Genomic DNA, 709 nt, shown 5'->3' with positions numbered 1-709 from the left:
AGCGTCTATGAAGTGATCATGCGCTACGCCTTCGCCTCGCCCACCTCCTGGGTCCACGAGACGGTGGTCATGCTGGTCGCCGTGAGTTTTGCCTTCGCCGGCCCTGCAGCGTTGGCCGGCAACCGCCATATCCGCGTCAAGGTGCTCTACGACAGTGTCGGCCCGACAGTTCGCCTGTGGCTCGACCGCTTCAATGACCTGGTGGCCTTCCTGTTCTGCCTGGGCATGACCTATGCCGCCTTCACCATGTTCTGGGATGCCTCCCACAACCCGCTGGGCGAGTGGCAGCTGGAGCGCTCCGGCACCTCCTGGAACCCGCCGTTCCCGGCGCTGGTCAAGGGCGTGATCATGGTTGCGCTGGCCATCATGTGCCTTCAGACCCTGCTGCATTTCGTGCAATCACTGCGCGGCAAGCGGGCGCCCGAAGTCGACGACACGGAGAACACCGTCTGATGGAAATCGCCGACGCAACCCTGCTGATGGTCGCGGCCATCTTCGCGCTGCTGGTGACCGGCCTGCCGCTGGCCTTCATCACCGGTCTGGTCGCGCTCGTCTTCACCTTCGGCTGGTTCGGGTCCAGCGCCCTGCCGCTGGTCACCAGCCGGGTCTACGGCTTCGTCACCGAATACTCGCTGGTGGCGGTGCCGATGTTCGTCTTGATGGCGTCACTGCTCGATCGATCGGGGATCGCCAAGGACCTGTTCAATGC

Annotated in this window: 2 protein-coding genes; both read left to right on the top strand. The window is 64.0% G+C overall.

Features of this window, described 5'->3' with window-relative positions; genetic code table 11:
* Positions 1-453, top strand: a 453-nt coding sequence (locus LU493_RS19445; RefSeq protein ID WP_275289459.1) for a TRAP transporter small permease subunit, incomplete at its 5' end; no start/stop codon positions are given.
* A partial coding sequence (locus LU493_RS19440) for a TRAP transporter large permease subunit (RefSeq protein WP_275289458.1) occupies positions 453-709 on the top strand: 257 nt, incomplete at its 3' end. The genes LU493_RS19445 and LU493_RS19440, both read left to right, overlap by 1 nt.

Source organism: Halomonas elongata (assembly GCF_029081005.1).
Classification (GTDB): Bacteria; Pseudomonadota; Gammaproteobacteria; order Pseudomonadales; family Halomonadaceae; genus Halomonas; species Halomonas elongata_B.
The sequence above is the reverse complement of the archived record's forward strand: the minus strand, read 5'-3'. Positions and strand labels throughout refer to the sequence as shown.